General features: G+C 57.1%; 14 protein-coding genes and 1 riboswitch. Of the genes, 3 read left to right on the top strand and 11 right to left on the bottom strand.

Annotated features, from left to right (window positions below):
• The coding region (gene aroC, locus ACWB12_RS09475) for a chorismate synthase (RefSeq protein ID WP_479529833.1) at positions 1–897 on the bottom strand (897 nt) is incomplete at its 3' end.
• Between the two features lie 93 nt (positions 898–990).
• Positions 991–1,091: riboswitch (TPP riboswitch) on the top strand.
• 36 nt (positions 1,092–1,127) lie between these two features.
• On the opposite strand from aroC, the gene thiB reads away from it, so the two are divergent.
• The 3 genes from thiB to ACWB12_RS09460 are packed head-to-tail and all read left to right on the top strand — an operon-like array spanning position 1,128 to position 4,328.
• The gene (thiB, locus tag ACWB12_RS09470; protein ID WP_479529832.1) at positions 1,128–2,114 is read left to right on the top strand and encodes a thiamine ABC transporter substrate binding subunit; all 987 of its coding nucleotides are present in this window, start codon (positions 1,128–1,130) and stop codon (positions 2,112–2,114) included.
• Positions 2,090–3,649: a thiamine/thiamine pyrophosphate ABC transporter permease ThiP gene (locus ACWB12_RS09465; RefSeq protein ID WP_479529831.1), complete on the top strand. Its 1,560-nt coding sequence runs from the start codon at positions 2,090–2,092 to the stop codon at positions 3,647–3,649. The genes thiB and ACWB12_RS09465 overlap by 25 nt, the downstream gene beginning before the upstream one ends.
• Positions 3,636–4,328 carry a thiamine ABC transporter ATP-binding protein gene (locus ACWB12_RS09460; RefSeq protein ID WP_479529830.1) on the top strand — a complete coding sequence of 231 codons (693 nt, stop codon included), beginning with the start codon at positions 3,636–3,638 and terminating at the stop codon, positions 4,326–4,328. Before ACWB12_RS09465 ends, ACWB12_RS09460 begins: the two co-directional genes overlap by 14 nt.
• Before the next feature lie 204 nt (positions 4,329–4,532).
• Here the strand turns inward: ACWB12_RS09460 and ACWB12_RS09455 are convergent, their stop codons facing one another.
• From ACWB12_RS09455 to dapF, 10 genes are all read right to left on the bottom strand, one after another.
• Positions 4,533–5,333, bottom strand: coding sequence for a cytochrome c1 (locus ACWB12_RS09455; RefSeq protein WP_479529829.1), 801 nt, complete (start codon positions 5,331–5,333; stop codon positions 4,533–4,535).
• Between the two features lie 16 nt (positions 5,334–5,349).
• Positions 5,350–6,657: a cytochrome b gene (gene petB / locus ACWB12_RS09450; RefSeq protein ID WP_479529828.1), complete on the bottom strand. Its 1,308-nt coding sequence runs from the start codon at positions 6,655–6,657 to the stop codon at positions 5,350–5,352.
• An 11-nt stretch (positions 6,658–6,668) separates the two neighbouring features.
• Entirely contained in the window at positions 6,669–7,229 is a 561-nt protein-coding gene (gene petA / locus ACWB12_RS09445; RefSeq protein WP_479529827.1) for a ubiquinol-cytochrome c reductase iron-sulfur subunit, read from the bottom strand.
• Positions 7,230–7,431: 202 nt separating this feature from the next.
• Positions 7,432–8,031 (bottom strand): glutathione S-transferase, encoded by a 600-nt coding sequence (locus ACWB12_RS09440; protein WP_479529826.1) that lies wholly within the window; start codon positions 8,029–8,031, stop codon positions 7,432–7,434.
• The gene (locus tag ACWB12_RS09435; RefSeq protein ID WP_479529825.1) at positions 8,032–8,310 is read right to left on the bottom strand and encodes a hypothetical protein; all 279 of its coding nucleotides are present in this window, start codon (positions 8,308–8,310) and stop codon (positions 8,032–8,034) included. It lies immediately after the preceding gene.
• A gap of 132 nt (positions 8,311–8,442) precedes the next feature.
• Positions 8,443–9,066: an FMN-binding negative transcriptional regulator gene (locus ACWB12_RS09430; RefSeq protein WP_479529824.1), complete on the bottom strand. Its 624-nt coding sequence runs from the start codon at positions 9,064–9,066 to the stop codon at positions 8,443–8,445.
• Between the two features lie 76 nt (positions 9,067–9,142).
• Entirely contained in the window at positions 9,143–10,045 is a 903-nt protein-coding gene (locus tag ACWB12_RS09425) for a sulfite exporter TauE/SafE family protein (protein WP_479529823.1), read from the bottom strand.
• A 76-nt stretch (positions 10,046–10,121) separates the two neighbouring features.
• A complete protein-coding gene (locus ACWB12_RS09420; RefSeq protein WP_479529822.1) occupies positions 10,122–10,745 on the bottom strand; it encodes a glutathione S-transferase in 624 nt (207 codons plus the stop codon).
• Positions 10,746–10,752: 7 nt separating this feature from the next.
• Complete coding sequence (gene mtaB, locus ACWB12_RS09415; RefSeq protein WP_479529821.1) at positions 10,753–12,048, bottom strand: tRNA (N(6)-L-threonylcarbamoyladenosine(37)-C(2))-methylthiotransferase MtaB; 1,296 nt, start codon at positions 12,046–12,048, stop codon at positions 10,753–10,755.
• A 1-nt stretch (position 12,049) separates the two neighbouring features.
• Positions 12,050–12,877, bottom strand: coding sequence for a diaminopimelate epimerase (gene dapF / locus ACWB12_RS09410; RefSeq protein ID WP_479529820.1), 828 nt, complete (start codon positions 12,875–12,877; stop codon positions 12,050–12,052).
• Between the last annotated feature and the right edge of the window lie 225 nt (positions 12,878–13,102).

The raw sequence follows: 13,102 nt of genomic DNA, 5'->3' as shown, positions 1-13,102 counted from the left end.
GACGGCAAACCGCACCACAACGTCCTGTCCGGTGGATATACCGCCCAGAATACCGCCCGCATGGTTCGAGGAGTAGATGGGTCCGTCCGGCCCCATGGTGATCTCGTCTGCATTTGCCTCGCCCGTCAGAACGGCGGCGTTCATACCCTCGCCAATCTCGACGCCTTTGACCGCGTTGATCGACATCATCGCCGCGGCAAGGTCAGTATCCAGCTTGCCATAAACCGGCGCACCCAAACCGGCCGGAAGGCCACGCGCGACCACCTCGACCACCGCCCCGACAGAACTGCCGGATTTGCGTAGATCATCTAGGTATGTGGCCCAAGTTTTAGCGGCGCTCGCATCGGGGGTCCAAAACGGGTTGCGCGATATCTCATCCCAATCGATCCGCTTACGGTCAATTTTATGAGGCCCCATTTGTACCATATAGCCGGTGATTTGTACATTTGGTACCAAACTGGCCAGCGCCGCCCGCGCCAAACCACCCGCCGCCACCCGCGCCGCCGTTTCCCGTGCCGAGGAGCGCCCACCACCGCGATGATCGCGAATGCCGTATTTCTGCCAATAGGTGATATCGGCATGGCCGGGGCGGAATTTTTCGGCGATATCGCCGTAATCTTTGGAGCGCTGATCGGTGTTCTCGATCATCAGTTGCACAGGGGTGCCGGTGGTTTTGCCCTCGAATACACCTGATAAAATCCGCACCTGATCGGCCTCGCGCCGCTGGGTGGTATATTTGTTCTGCCCCGGTTTGCGCATGTCCATCCAGTGTTGCAGCATCGCTTCGTCAATTGCTACATTCGGCGGGCAACCGTCTACTGTCGCACCCAAAGCAGGCCCGTGGCTTTCGCCCCAAGTGGTGACGCGAAACAGGTGGCCAAAACTATTGATCGACATGTGCAATGCTCCTTTGACCTATGCATTTAGCCGCCACAGCTGTGTGGCTCAAGGTATTTTGGCTTGTCACGCAGGATTGGCGCGCATAGATGTAGCAATACCTCGGGGGGCCTACTTTGGCTGAGATGCAATAATGCGGACCCGTTGAACCTGAACCGGTTAACACCGGCGGAGGGAAGGTTTTGGATCATCTCCACCTTTGCCCTTTCGCCGCATTTGGAGGATGAGACATGAGATATCCACTACTTGCAGCGGGATTTTGTGCAATTGCCAGCAGTGCAATTGCCGAAACTCCTGTGCTGACAGTCTATACCTATGACAGCTTTGTATCCGATTGGGGCCCTGGCCCTGCGGTGGAAAAAGCATTCGAGGAGATCTGCGGATGTGATCTGAAATTCGTTGGCGCTGGCGATGGGGCCGCGTTGCTGGCGCGGGTTCGGCTGGAGGGCAAACACACCAAGGCCGATGTGGTTTTGGGACTGGATACCAACCTGACGCAAACTGCTTACGAGACTGGTTTATTTGAGCCGCATGGCGTGTCGGTTGATCTGGACCTGCCCGTGACGTGGGGAAATGATGTATTCCTGCCCTATGATTGGGGCTATTTCGCATTTGTTTATAAGCGGGATGGAATCACCGATGTGCCTGCCAATTTCAAAGAACTGGCAGCGTCCGATTTGAAAATTGTCATTCAAGATCCGCGGTCGTCCACCCCCGGTTTGGGGCTGCTGATGTGGGTCAAAGCCGCCTATGGCGACGAGGCACCTGCGATTTGGGAAGGGTTGTCAGGCAATATCATCACCGTGACCAAAGGCTGGTCTGAGGCTTACGGGATGTTTCAGGAGGGTGAGGCCGATATGGTTTTGTCCTACACCACATCCCCCGCATACCATTTGATCGCCGAGGAAGACGCGGGCTATGCGGCGGCGACCTTTGACGAGGGGCATTATTTGCAGATCGAAGTGGCGGGCAAAATCGTGGGCACAAAACAGCCTGAGTTGGCGGACCAGTTCATGGCATTTGTCGTCTCGGATGCGTTCCAGTCAATCATCCCGACGACAAACTGGATGTATCCGGCAAAACTTCCGGCCAGTGGATTGCCTGATGGGTTTGAAACCCTGATCACCCCTCAGAAATCCTTGATTTTTGATGAGGATCTGGTCGCGGAAAACCGCAGCAAGGCATTGGAAGAATGGCTAAGCGCGCTTTCAAAATAACCCCTGTGATCGGGATCGGTGCAGGGGCGGTTTTGCTTCTGCTTACCCTGATTCTTGGCCCGCTTGGCGCACTGTTGTGGCGGGCCGAGGGGCCAGCCGCGCTGGGCGTGGCTGACTGGGCCGCGGTGCGGTTTACCGTGTTGCAGGCCACATTGTCGGCTGGGATCAGCGTGGCGCTGGCGGTGCCGGTGGCGCGGGCCTTGGCGCGGCGACAGTTCGTGGGGCGCGGGGTGCTGATCACTCTGCTGGGCGCGCCGTTTATCCTGCCGGTGATTGTGGCTGTTATGGGCCTGCTTTCGGTGTTTGGGCGCGGCGGAATTATCAACGCGATGCTGGGCTGGGTCGGGCTGGGACCGATACATATCTACGGGTTGCACGGCGTGGTTCTGGCGCATGTGTTTTTCAACCTGCCGCTGGCAACGCGCCTGATTTTACAGGGCTGGCTGGCGATCCCGTCCGAGCGCTTTCGCCTTGCTGCTTCCCTCGGGTTTCAGGGCCGTGATGTTGGCCGTATTCTTGAACGCCCGATGTTGCGCGAAGTCGTGCCGGGGGCGTTCATGGTGGTGTTTTTGATTTGTTTGACCAGCTTTGCGGTGGCTTTGGCATTGGGGGGCGGGCCAAAGGCGACTACGGTGGAGTTGGCGATCTATCAGGCGTTCCGGTTTGACTTTGATCTGGGCCGCGCGGCGTTGTTGGCGGGGGTGCAATTCGGCATGGGCGCGGTGGCGGCTATGCTGATGCTGTGGGTCGCGGTTCCGGCGACAATGGGGGCGGGACTGGATCGTGCGCATGAAGGCTGGGATGCGCCAAAGGTCTGGTGGGATGGCGCGTTACTGACTGTGATGACCTTGTTTTTAATCACTCCGCTTTTGATGATATTAATCGACGGGTTGCCCAACCTGTTTACCTTGCCTGCGAGTGTCTATCAGGCGGCAGGACGCTCATTAGGTGTGGCGCTGGCGTCGATGGTTATTGGCGTGGGACTGGCGTTGAGCATTGCGATGTTGGTTGTGCGCCTGAAACGGGGCGCGGTGCTGGTGGAAAGCATCGGCTATCTGGCGCTGGCCGCGTCGCCTTTGGTGATCGGGGCTGGGTTGTTCATTGTGCTCTACCGCGTGGTTGATCCGGTGGCTTTGGCGCTGCCGGTTACGGCACTGGTTAATGCGGTGATGAGCCTGCCGTTTGCATTGCGCACACTGGTACCTGCAGTGCGCGATGTTGAAGCATCATACGGGCAGTTGGCTGACAGCCTGTCGCTGAATGGGTGGGTGCGGATGCGGTTGGTTCTATTGCCGCGCTTGCGCCGCCCGCTGGGGTTTTCGGCGGGATTGGGAGCGGCGCTATCGATGGGGGATTTGGGTGTGATTGCGTTGTTTTCCGATCCTGAAAGTGCGACTTTGCCGTTGCAGATGTATCGCCTGATGTCGGCCTACCGGATGGAACAGGCAGCGGGGGCTGCCGTGTTGTTGCTGGGTATGTCGCTGTTTTTGTTTTGGATTTTTGATCGCGGGGGGCGTGCGGATGCTGACGTTTGAGGGATTGGAATATGTGCAGGGTGATTTTTCACTGACCGCTGACTTTGGCGTTCAGACTGGTGCGCGGGTTGCTGTGATTGGGCCGTCGGGCGGGGGGAAATCTACATTTCTAAGTTTAATTGCTGGGTTCTTGGTGCCAACACGCGGACGGGTCTTATGGGATGGAAGTGACATGGCGGGCTTACTGCCGGGGGCGCAGCCTGTGAGCATTTTGTTTCAGGATAATAACCTGTTTCCACATCTAACGGTGGCGCAGAATGTCGGGTTAGGGTTGCGGGCGGATTTACGATTGACAGAGGCGCAACGGGATCAGGTCGAAGCGGCGCTGGTGCGGGTTGATCTGTCGGGGCTTGGGGCGCGAAAACCGGCGGCCCTATCCGGTGGGCAGATCAGCCGCGTGGCGTTGGCGCGGATGTTATTGCGGGCCAAACCGGTGTTGTTGCTGGATGAGCCATTCGCGGCGCTGGGGCCAGCGCTACGTGACGAGATGCTGGATTTGGTTGCGGAACTGGTGGCCGAGACCAAGGCGACATTATTGATAGTGAGCCACAATCCAGAGGACGCGAAACGGATCGCGCAATCGGTGGTTTTGGTCAGTGACGGGGTCGCGAATGCACCGGTGGAAACAGGGACGATTTTTGCGGACCCACCAACGGCGTTGCGGGCCTATCTGGGCTAAAAATGGCGATATGGAAACCGTATGGGAAACGTATGGGTTTTATACATGCGCAGGGTTTGGCGTGGACAGGGTGCTAAATGGAAACCCTGCGGGTTGCTTTATTATTTGATTTGCCTCCGGCGGAGGTATTTCCAGCAAGAAGAAGACAAAAGAAAAGCCCCGCTGTGGTGAGCGGGGCTTTGATGTTTGTAAGGCTAAGAAGGTTTAGCTGTTGTCTGCTTCATCTTTGGCACGTTGTTTGATCGGTGCCCAGATGCGCTTGTTGGTAGCATAGAGCAGGACCGACAGCATGGTCAGCAACAGAACCGCGATGAAGCCGACTTTTTTGCGGTCCATCATTTTGGGTTCGGCTGTCCACATCAGGAAAGATGCAACGTCAATTGCCTCATGCTCCAGCTCGTTGCTGGAGCCATCGGCAAATTCGACATCTTCGCCGTAAAGCGGCGGAGGCATGGAAATCCAGCCGCCAGCAAAGGCATGGTTTTCGTAGTAGGTTTTGCCTGCCTCTTCTTTTTCCTCGCCAGTGTAGCCATTCAGGATGGACACGATATGTTCGGGTCCGCCAATGCCGCGGAACAGCTGGTTCATACCGGTGCCGTAAGGCCCCTCATAGCCTTTGCGCGCCTTTGCCATCAATGACAGGTCAGGTGCGTTCGGATCAGCCGAAACTGGGAAGTGGTCGGTCGGCTTGCGCGGAACGTCCTCGTCCTTTTCCGGATCATAGATATCCATCTCTTTGGCATAGTCACGGACATAATCTGCGGACAGGTTCGGGCCGCCTTCGTCACCAAGAGTGCGAATGGGCACGAATTTCAAACCGTGACAGGCCGAGCAGACCTCGGTGTAGACTTGAAGCCCGCGTTGCAGTTGGTCCTGATCATATGTGCCAAAGGGGCTTTCAAACGAGAAGTCCACGCTTTCGGTGTGGATCGCCTCATTGGCCGCTACGCCCCCAACCGTAAGGGTCAGGGCGGTGACTGCGGTGATTGCAAGTTTCATAAACATATTCCCGTCTCCTTTCTTAATGGTTGCCGTAGTGGGCGTTGAAATCGTCCTCGATGGTGGCCGGTGGTGTATCCGGTTTCTCGATCACACCTAGCAGCGGCAGGATGACCAGGAAGTAACCAAACCAATAGGCCGAAGCAATCAGCGAGATGGTTGGATAGATACCCGTGGTCGGGCGAGACCCGCCCCACATCAGCACAAGGAAGTCGATGACCAGCAACGCAAACCACCATTTGAACATCGGGCGGAAGCGACCGGAACGGGCCGATGATGTGTCCAGCCACGGCACCAGAGCCATAACCGCGATAGCGCCAAACATCGCAATCACACCAAAGAATTTGGCATCAACGATGCCGAAGGTGATCCAACTGGCAAACTGCACAACCCAGACATCTGCGGTAAACGCCCGCAGGATTGCGTAGAACGGCAAGAAGTACCATTCGGGCACAATGTGCGCCGGTGTCGACAGTGGGTTTGCCTCGATGTAGTTGTCAGGTTCACCCAGATAGTTAGGCATGAAACCGACGATGGCAAAGAAGATCAGCAGCACAACGGCCAGCGCGAACAAATCCTTGATCACGAAGTAGGGCCAGAAGGGCAATGTATCTTTTTCGGCTTCTTCTTTGGAGCCGCGACGCACTTCGACGCCGGTCGGGTTGCCATTCCCAGTGGTGTGGAATGCCCAGATGTGTATGGCCACAAGGGCGGCAATCACGAAAGGCAGCAGGTAGTGCAGCGAGAAAAAGCGGTTCAGCGTGGCGTTATCCACAGCGGGTCCGCCCAGCAGCCATGCCTGAATGCTTTCGCCGATAAACGGGATCGCACCGAACAGGCCGGTGATCACGGTCGCGCCCCAGAAGGACATTTGCCCCCAAGGCAGCACATAGCCCATGAATGCAGTGGCCATCATCGCCAGATAGATCAGCATACCGATGATCCAGGTCACCTCGCGCGGGGCCTTGTAAGACCCGTAGTAAAGACCGCGAAAGATGTGCAGATAAACAGCGATAAAGAACAGGGATGCGCCATTTGTGTGCAGATAGCGGAGCATATAGCCGCCATTCACATCGCGCATGATATGTTCAACCGACGCAAACGCCATGTCGACATGCGGTGTATAGTGCATCGCCAGAACGATGCCGGTGACAATCTGCAAGACAAGGCAGAACGCCAGAATGATGCCCCAGATCCACATCCAGTTCAGATTTTTGGGTGTGGGGATCATGATTGTATCATAAACCAGTCCGACAATGGGCAGTCGCACATGTAGCCATTTTCCAAAGCCCGATTTGGGCTCGTAATGATCGTGAGGAATTCCTGACATTACTCTCTCCCTTATCCGAGTTTGATAATTGTGTCGTTAAAGAACGCATTGACCGGAACATCCAGATTCCGCGGGGCGGGGCCTTTGCGAATACGGCCAGCACTATCGTAGTGCGACCCGTGACAAGGGCAGAACCAGCCGCCAAAATCACCGGATGCACCCCCTAGCGGTACACAGCCCAAGTGGGTGCAAACGCCCATCATCACCAGCCATTCACCGTTTTCGTCCAATGTGCGGTTTTGGTCGGATGCGTCGGTGTCAGGTTTGTTTTTGTTCCGGCTATCGGTATCAACCAGATCTTCCAGCGGGGTTTCGCGGGCAAGTTTGATATCTGCTTCGTTGCGGCGGCGGATGAACACCGGCTTGCCGCGCCATTTGACGGTCAGCTGGGTGCCGACTTCTATATCGGAAACATCAACAAGAATAGATGATAGCGCGCGCACATCGGCGGTGGCGTTCATCTGGTTAACAAGCGGCCAAACGGCGACCCCTGCGGTAACGGCACCGGCACCTGCGGTGGCGTAATACAGGAAATCCCGACGGGTACCTGAATGATCTTCTGCGTGGGACACTGACAATCCCTCCTTTGTTGATAGTTGGTCCGTTTTTGCCAAGGCCACAGAAATGGCCGCAGCTGAAAACAGCGCTCCTTGGGCGGGTGTTTAGCTCTGGAATCGGGGCACGTCTAGCGCAACAGTGTTAGGTGGACATTAAAACACGCCAAATAATGCTGTTTTTTGCATATTTGGCGGCAAGTGCGGCGATATATAGCGTTCAGGGGCGGGTTGCCTGCATGCTGTCGCGTTGGGAAAATGCGGCGAACCAGTCGTCCAGCGCATCGTGCCCCTTGCGCCAGGCGCGATCATCATGGCGGAAATCCAGATATCCAAGGGCACAGGCAACCGCGATATGCCCCATGTCCATCGGTCCGGCAAGGTGGCTCATCCAGCGGGTTGTAATCGCGTCCAGTGCGCGGCTGATTTTATCCCATTGGCCATTGACCCAATCAGCAGATTGCAGATTTTCGGGGCGGCAGCGCCCCTCGTATACCATCAGAACGGCGGCATCCATGATCCCGTCGGCTGTTGCCTCGAGTGTCAGGGTTTCCCATATGCTGCGGTCTGGATACAGCCCCGCATCGGCACGGGCATCCAGATAGCGGCAGATCACGCGGCTGTCGTAAATTGCCGGACCGTCGGGGCGTGACAGGGCAGGTAGTTTGCCCAGCGGGTTATGGGCGGTGGGTGCCTGACTTGCATCCAGCGGGGTGGCGTGGGTCGCAACCAGCTCTACATCGTCCAGTTGGCCGGTTTCATGTAGGGTGACCATAACCTTGCGCACAAAGGGCGAGGCGGAAGCGTAGTATAGTTGCATTCAGAGTTTCCTTATGATGATGCGCCCAAGCGCCGTAATGTCGATTTCCACGCCGGGGCCGTCATTACCAAAGCGGATTTTGCGCCGAAATCGTGTGGTGGTATTGGTTTGGCCCGCATCGCGCCGCACACTGATGCCATCCTCGAGATCATCCAGCGCGTCCTCGGCACGTTGATCACGCCGCCCGCGTGAAACCTTGCGCGTCATAACGTAAGTGGTCAGCGCAACGGTGCCGTAACGAAGGGCGATACCGACGATAGGGGCAAGAGGTAGGGGCATTTTGTGTCCTCCCTGACAGTCCGTCTGTCATATATGTAGGTATTCGCGGTGATATTGTCCAATATTTCAGGCATGGGGGCATAAGATTCTATGCGCTCCGCGCGGGGGATATTTATGGAACGATAATGGACACTAATCAGTTTCGGGGGCCATCATCAGGGCGGCCAACAGGGCGGTTTCCGCGCCGATGCCATAGGCCTTGACGTTTTGTGCAGCGGAAAGGCGGGCGTTATCCGGTTTGTTCTGGCCCAGTTTCCATGTGCCATCCACTGTTTCGATATCAAAGCGGAACGGGGTGATCATGCGCATCATTTTGGCCAATGCCTCGGGTGGCATTTTGGCGTTGCTCCACGGAGGTTTAGGCAGCAGGCGGTTTTCGAATTGGGCGGCGAGGGTATCGATGCTGGCGCGCAGCTTTTCGGGTGGCAGTTGGGTCAGGGTGCCGCGCAGGTGGATTGCGGTGTAGTTCCATGTGGGTACCAGATCATCCACGCCGTACCAGTCGGGTGAGATATAGCTATCAGGGCCGGAAACTGCGATCACGGCAGGCATAGAATCGGTGCATGCGCGGGCAATCGGGTTTGAGCGGACAAGGTGCAGATCGGTGGTTTTGCCATCGTCTGACAGGGCAAACGGGATGTGGGCGATCAGGGGGGCGTCATCACCGTTAACCGAAAGGGTGCCAAAGCCGCGCTCGCGGGCGAAGTCGAGATTGGTTTCGACAGGTGTTTTGCGAAAGGCGGGATTGGGGTGCATTCTGGTATCCTTGCTGCTTGGCGGTCAGGATGGGGCAAAGCGGTGGCGAAAGGCAAGCCCTAGGTCCCGACCAACCCTAGACGACGCTATATAGCTCTGAAGGCATCAGGATCAGGCCAAGCGCGATTTTGATGCAGATCGCCAGCACCATCAGCGCCAGCAGGATGCGCAGCTGTTCGGCCTTCATCTTTAACCCCAGTTTGGTGCCGACTTGCGCGCCAATAACACCGCTGATCAGCAGGCAAACGGCCAGCACCACGTCTACTGTCTGGCTTTCGACTGCGTGCATCATTGTGGCGAATGCGGCGACAAAAATGATCTGGAATAGCGAGGTTCCGACCACCACTTTGGTTGGCATTCCCAGAATATAGATCATTGCCGGTACCATGATAAAACCGCCGCCAACGCCCATGATCGCCGACAGCACCCCGACGATTAGTCCTGTCGCAACGGGAGGAATCACGCTGATATAAAGTTTCGATGTGCGAAAACGGGTTTTGAACGGCAGTTCCTGCAGGCGCGAGTGGTGACGCTTGTGTTTGCGGGGTTTGTTGCTTTTTGCCCGTCGGATGGCGTTCAGGCTTTCGATCAGCATAAGACCACCGATCAGTCCCAGAAACAGCACGTAACACAGGTTCACCATCAGTTCGACTTGACCCAAGCTTTTCAGCCATGTGAACACCTGAACCCCCAGCGCGGCCCCGACAAGGCCACCCGCCAGCAGGACCAGACCCATTTTCAGATCAACCGTCTTGCGTCTGAAATGCGCCAGCACGCCGGACAAGGAGGAGGCGACGATCTGGTTCGCGCCGGTTGCCACGGCCACAGCGGGCGGGATGCCGATGAAGAACAGGAAAGGCGTTAGGATAAACCCGCCGCCAACGCCGAACATGCCCGAAAGAATGCCGACCATGCCGCCGAGACCCAGCAACAGGTAAAGGTTCACCGATACTTCGGCTATGGGAAGGTAGATTTGCATTTCTGAAAAGCCCGAGGGAGATTTGAATCGCGCTCTACGCCTGTTTGGCTGCAAAAGCCAGAAAAATATATTCGCGTTAGTGAATATTATTGTCGGGGAACAGGGTGACCGGATCACCCGCCTGCCATTTCGGATATTTTTGCATGATGTCTGTGAAGCGGGCGGATGCAATGAAATGCTCCAGCCAATTGGACAAGTTTGGCCAAGGTTGCGCATCGAACCACGCCTTGTCGACAAAGGCGAACTGTCGCACGAAGGTGAGGATCGCCATGTCGGCCAGAGTTGCCGTCTGGCCAAACAGATAGGGCTGTGTTGTCAGCATCAGGTCAAGGCTGAGCAGGAAGGTTGCGGCGGTGGCGCGGTCCGTATTGCTGCGTTTGTATTTATAAGCGTCCAGCGCGGGTTTGTAACGGGTATCGGATTCGGTGATCAGGGCATTGCCTTCTGACGGCATCTTAAGCCAGCCTTCGGGGTCGTTTTGGCCAAGGGCCCAGAGCATGATGTCGAGGCTTTCTTCGATCACATCAGGGGTCAGTAGCACTGGCACGGTGGCCTTGGGTGAGGCCTTAATCAGTTCAGGTGCTTTGTCGCGCAGCAGGACTTCACGCAGCTCAACAGTGATGCCTGCGCTGGCTAAGGCAAGGCGGGCGCGCATGGCATATGGGCAACGCCGGAAGGAATAGAGGATGGGAAGGCCCAAAGAGATTCTATGCCTCCGGCGGGGCGATTTGTGGAACAGAAATGGGGGAGGCGGTGAGTTGAATGCCTGCGTGGCCGGTGATTTTAGCCGAGATGATCTGGCCAACAGGTTGATCGATGCTGAAAGTGGTCTCGGTGAATTGCTCGGTGCGGCCCATGCGTGGGTTTTCCATCAGGATGTTGTGGGTTTGGCCGACTTGGACCGCGAGGTGCTTGGTGACCTGAACATCGCCCGCATTGCGAAGGGCCGCGGCGCGGGTTTTGATAATGGCGCCGTTCACCGCGGGCATCCGTGCGGCGGGGGTGCCTTTGCGGGCGGAATAAGGGAAGACGTGCAGCCAAGTGAGATTGCAATCGTTGATCAGTTTCAACGAGTTTTCAAACATTGCATCGGTTTCAGTCGGGAAGCCCGCGATGATGTCGGCCCCGAATGTGATGTCGGGGCGCAAGCGCTGGGCCTGTTCGGTAAAGGCGATGGCATCTTCGCGGCTATGGCGACGTTTCATGCGTTTCAGGATCATGTTGTCGCCCGCTTGCAGGGACAAGTGCAGGTGCGGCATCAGGCGGGGTTCGGTAGCGATGGTTTGCATCAAGGCATCATCCACCTCAATGCTGTCAATCGAGGAAATCCGCAAGCGCGGCAGGTCCGGCACCAGTTTCAGGATGCGCATCACCAGATCTCCGAAACGGGGGCTTGCGGGCAGGTCTGCGCCCCAGCTGGTTAGGTCCACACCCGTCAACACCACTTCGTTATAACCCGTATCAACCAGCCGCTTGATCTGATCGACCACAACACCCGCCGGAACTGATCGCGAATTGCCACGACCGTAAGGGATGATGCAAAAGGTGCAGCGGTGGTCGCAGCCGTTTTGCACCTGAACATAGGCGCGGGACCGCGTGCCAAAGCCGTCGATCAAATGGCCAGCGGTTTGGGTGACGGACATGATGTCATCGACTTGTACCCGCTCGCTGTTCCCAATGAAGTCAGGGCCAAGTTGCGCCCACGTATCAGCCTGCATTTTCTCGGTGTTGCCGACGACCAGATCAACCTCGGCCATCTGCGCAAATGTTTCAGGCTCGGTTTGTGCAGCGCAGCCGGTGACGATCAGTTTGGCATCGGGATGGGTGCGGCGCAGTTTGCGGATTTCCTGACGGGCCTTGCGCACCGCCTCAGCTGTGACGGCGCAGGTGTTGATCACCACGGCATTTTCAACGCCAGCGCTGGCGGCAAGACCCTTCATCGCCTCGGTTTCATAGGAATTCAGCCGGCACCCAAGCGTGGTGAATACGGAAGCATTGGCCATGTCAGACAGACCCCAGAAAATCAGCTGTCAGAGTGCCGTTTGCCACATGCGTTGTTGGCCCTGTCATCCAGACGCCATCCTCGCGCCAATCAATCTGCAACGTACCGCCGTCCAGATCAATTCGAACCTTGCGCCCCGTTAGACCGCGACGCGCGGCGGCAACGGTGGTGGCGCAACTAGAGGAGCCAGAGGCCAGCGTGATGCCCACACCGCGTTCCCACACCCGCATGCGGATATGATCGGGGCCAATGATGCTGGCGACCTGCACATTGGTGCGTTCGGGATAGAGCGGGTGATGTTCATGTGCGGCACCGAATTCGGGCAGGTCGACGGCCTCGGCAACCTCAACGAAAAACGTGCAATGCGGGTTGCCCATACCGGTGGCGGTTGGGGCACCGTCTATCGGCAATTCCAGGGTGTCCATTTCGCGGGCCAACGGCACCTCGTTCCACGCCAGCTGTGGCTGTCCCATATTGACCGAGGTCAGGCCATTGCCCGCATCGACGGCGTATAGATCACCGCGCTCGGTCGTTAGATGCAGATGGGCTGCACCGGATTCATCCATCAGGTGACGCGCTATACATCGGGTGGCATTGCCACAAGCCGCCGAAAGCGTGCCGTCACTGTTATAAAACGTCAGATGCGCGTCATGGGCACCGGTTGCGATGATCGCAAGCTGGTCAAACCCGATCCCGCGATGCCGATCCCCGATGGCGCGTGCCAGCTCCGGCGTCATGATATCGCCCAACCCGCGGGAATCAATCACCACGAAATCGTTGCCCAGCCCGTGCATCTTCATGAACGGCAGGGTTTTATGAGTGTTTGGCATACGCATAAGCGCCATATAGCGGGGGTTCGGGGTGATTTCCAGTCAGAGATTGGAAAGGCTATGATTGCCGGAGGCTAAGGCGGGCGATCCTGCGGCGGGGTGGCGACGTATCTGCACACGGATCAACTCGGCTCGGTGCGGGTGATGACGGGGGCGGATGGGGCGTCGGACAAGGAGACCACCTATCGTCCGTTTGGCGAGGCGGTCGACACCATCACCGACCCG

The organism is Profundibacter sp., assembly GCF_056498605.1.
The sequence above is the reverse complement of the archived record's forward strand: the minus strand, read 5'-3'. Positions and strand labels throughout refer to the sequence as shown.

Excerpts from the sequence above, each read along its gene's own strand:
- dapF (WP_479529820.1), bottom strand. The coding sequence starts at position 12,877 with ATGCCAAACACTCATAAAACCCTGCCGTTCATGAAGATGCACGGGCTG.
- petB (WP_479529828.1), bottom strand. The coding sequence starts at position 6,657 with ATGTCAGGAATTCCTCACGATCATTACGAGCCCAAATCGGGCTTTGGA.
- ACWB12_RS09425 (WP_479529823.1), bottom strand. The coding sequence starts at position 10,045 with ATGCAAATCTACCTTCCCATAGCCGAAGTATCGGTGAACCTTTACCTG.
- ACWB12_RS09435 (WP_479529825.1), bottom strand. The coding sequence starts at position 8,310 with ATGCCCCTACCTCTTGCCCCTATCGTCGGTATCGCCCTTCGTTACGGC.
- ACWB12_RS09455 (WP_479529829.1), bottom strand. The coding sequence starts at position 5,333 with ATGTTTATGAAACTTGCAATCACCGCAGTCACCGCCCTGACCCTTACG.
- ACWB12_RS09465 (WP_479529831.1), top strand. The coding sequence starts at position 2,090 with ATGGCTAAGCGCGCTTTCAAAATAACCCCTGTGATCGGGATCGGTGCA.
- ACWB12_RS09430 (WP_479529824.1), bottom strand. The coding sequence starts at position 9,066 with ATGCACCCCAATCCCGCCTTTCGCAAAACACCTGTCGAAACCAATCTC.
- mtaB (WP_479529821.1), bottom strand. The coding sequence starts at position 12,048 with ATGGCCAATGCTTCCGTATTCACCACGCTTGGGTGCCGGCTGAATTCC.
- ACWB12_RS09440 (WP_479529826.1), bottom strand. The coding sequence starts at position 8,031 with ATGCAACTATACTACGCTTCCGCCTCGCCCTTTGTGCGCAAGGTTATG.
- ACWB12_RS09460 (WP_479529830.1), top strand. The coding sequence starts at position 3,636 with ATGCTGACGTTTGAGGGATTGGAATATGTGCAGGGTGATTTTTCACTG.
- thiB (WP_479529832.1), top strand. The coding sequence starts at position 1,128 with ATGAGATATCCACTACTTGCAGCGGGATTTTGTGCAATTGCCAGCAGT.